This is a genomic window from Mesorhizobium sp. M7A.F.Ca.CA.002.15.2.1 (assembly GCF_003998715.1).
GTDB lineage: Bacteria > Pseudomonadota > Alphaproteobacteria > Rhizobiales > Rhizobiaceae > Mesorhizobium > Mesorhizobium ciceri.
Genome location: NZ_RZPI01000776.1, coordinates 1 through 2,453, shown reverse-complemented (window position 1 = coordinate 2,453; position 2,453 = coordinate 1). Strand labels below are relative to the sequence as shown.

The window sequence follows — 2,453 nt, the reverse complement described above, 5'->3', positions numbered from 1 at the left end:
AACCTGTCGGCCTGGACGATGCGGCCGCGCAGGCGCTCCAGCCTGAGCACCACTGCTTGCGTGCCGCGTCTTGTCAAAGCTGTCAGCAAATCCCTCTGCACGCGTTGCCGCCGTGCCGTCGGCTCGATCGTGATGCGGCCTTGCAGCATGGCCAGTTGCTGCTTGTGCCGCTGCAGCGATGCCCTGGCACATTTTGGCAATTGATCCGCCGCCCGGTTAAGCTCCGCACGCCGGGCTCTTGCCATCGCACGCAGTGCCCCTTGTGCTCGCAAAAGATTGCGTTCGTTGGTGCGCCGGGCCTCTGCAATGCGCTGCGACAGCATTGCCGGTGTCAGTTTCACGGCAAAAAACCTTGCACGCTTGCGTTCGGTGGAGACCAACAGGCCCCGGCCCAGCCTGGATGTCGCCTCATCGAGGCGCCGGCGCGGCAGCGCCAGCAATTGATCGGGCGAGGGCAGAGCCCGGGCGGCGGCACGGGCGGCCTGCCGCTTGCGCTCGAAATTGCGCAGCACCGCCGCTTTCAGCCGCGCACCGAGGCTGGCAAGCGTTGCTTCGAGGTCGGCCTTCACCGGCACGGCGATTTCGGCCGCGCCTGTCGGTGTCGGCGCTCGCACGTCGGCAACGAGGTCGATCAGCGTCCAATCGGTCTCGTGGCCGACAGCCGAGATCACCGGAATGCCGGAAGCGGCAACCGCGCGGGCGAGCGCCTCGTCGTTGAACCCCCAGAGGTCTTCGAGGCTGCCGCCGCCACGCGCAACGATCAACAGATCGGGCCGCTGGATGGCGCCATCCCATGCCAGCGCGTTGAAGCCGTTGACCGCGGCAGTCACTTCCGCGCCTGACGTCTCGCCTTGCACGCGCACCGGCCAGACCAGGACATGCAGCGGAAAGCGGTCCTTGATGCGGTGGATGATGTCGCGGATGACGGACCCTGTCGGCGAGGTGACGACGCCGATGACGCACGGCATGAACGGCAGCAGCCGCTTGCGACCGGTGTCGAACAGCCCCTCGGCCTGCAGCCGCCGCTTGCGCTCCTCCAGCAGCGCCATCAGGGCGCCGGCGCCAGCCGGCTCCAGATTGTCGATGACGATCTGGTAGTTGGATTTGCCGGGATAGGTGGTGAGCTTGCCGGTGGCGATCACCTCCATGCCCTCTTCGGGACGGAACTTCAGCCGGCTCATCGTGCCTTTCCACACCACGGCGTCGAGCCGCGCGCGGTCGTCCTTCAGCGCGAAATAGGCATGACCTGAGGAATGCGGCCCGCGATAGCCTGATATCTCGCCACGCACCCGCACATTGCCGAAAACGTCCTCGACCGTGCGCTTCAGCGCGCCGGAAATCTCGCTCACCGTATATTCGGCGGCGTTGGTGCGTGATTCGGATGCTACTTCGCTCATCCGTCGATTGGGGAACGGTTGGGCGCCCGCGTCAAGGCGGTTGCGTCGGGCCAGCCGTTCATAACCCGCACACCTGGCCCTGCCTACCAGCCGGGCAGGATCTGGTTCGGCTTGGTTCGCCGCAGCTTGGTGAAGGCGAGCGCTGCGAAATCGAACGTTCCGGGGTCTTCGCCGACCGGCACCGAGATGTTGTCCAGGCTTTCCGAAATATGGCGGGCGAGCGCATCGACGATCTCCGGCCGCGACGTCTGGCCGCGCATGATGCCGATGCGGCAATCGGGCAGGGCGCCGAAGCCGTCGGCTTCGCCCAGCACCCGCATACCGGGTCTGAGCGCGCATTCCGGCAGCACCGAGATTGCCAGCCCGGAAAGCACCGCGGCGGTGATGACGGTGGCCGAGAAACTGGTGAACAGGATACGATAGTCGCGGTTCTGCTGGTCGAGCACATCGACGGCGGCGCGCCGCCAGATGCAGTTCGGCCGGCCGAAGGCCATCGGCAGCGTTTCCTGCTCATGCGTGGCATGATTGGCCGAGGTGACCCACAGCAGCGGTTCGCGCCGCACCACCTCCGACTGGCCGCGTACGTCGTTGTGCGTCACCAGCGCGAGGTCGAGATTGCCGCGCTTGATATGCTCGACCAGCCCCGGCGTCGGCTCGCAGATGACGGTGAGTTCGACGCGCGGATTGGAGCGGGTGAACCGTGCCATGATCTCGGGCAGGAAACGATCGGCGTAGTCGTCGGGCGTGCCGATGCGGATCGTGCCTTCGAGCCGCCGGTCGTCGAAGGCCGCCAGGGTCTCGCGGTTGAGATAGAGCAGCCGCCGCGCATAGGAGAGCAGCTTGTCGCCTTCCTCGGTCAGCCTGTTGGTGCGTCCGTCCTTTTCGAACAGCGGCTTGCCCAGCCGCTCCTCCAGCCGGCGCATCTGCATCGACACCGCCGACTGGGTCCGGTGCACCTCTTCGGCTGCTCGCGTGAAGCTGCCGGTGTCGGCAATCGAGATGAAGGTCTGCAACTGATCGAGATCGAGCGGCGATTTCATCGATATGATCCATCAC

Annotated in this window: 2 protein-coding genes; both read right to left on the bottom strand. The window is 65.9% G+C overall.

All coding sequences use genetic code 11. The features are described 5' to 3' along the window. Positions 1–1,397, bottom strand: a 1,397-nt coding sequence (gene xseA, locus ENZ74_RS29095) for an exodeoxyribonuclease VII large subunit (RefSeq protein WP_127313196.1), incomplete at its 3' end; no start/stop codon positions are given. Positions 1,398–1,480: 83 nt separating this feature from the next. Further along, positions 1,481–2,437 (bottom strand): LysR substrate-binding domain-containing protein, encoded by a 957-nt coding sequence (locus ENZ74_RS29090; RefSeq protein ID WP_063170125.1) that lies wholly within the window; start codon positions 2,435–2,437, stop codon positions 1,481–1,483. Positions 2,438–2,453: the final 16 nt, after the last annotated feature.

What these genes read in the sequence shown, in the direction of transcription:
- ENZ74_RS29090 (WP_063170125.1), bottom strand. Translation starts at nt 2,437, where the DNA reads ATGAAATCGCCGCTCGATCTCGATCAGTTGCAGACCTTCATCTCGATT.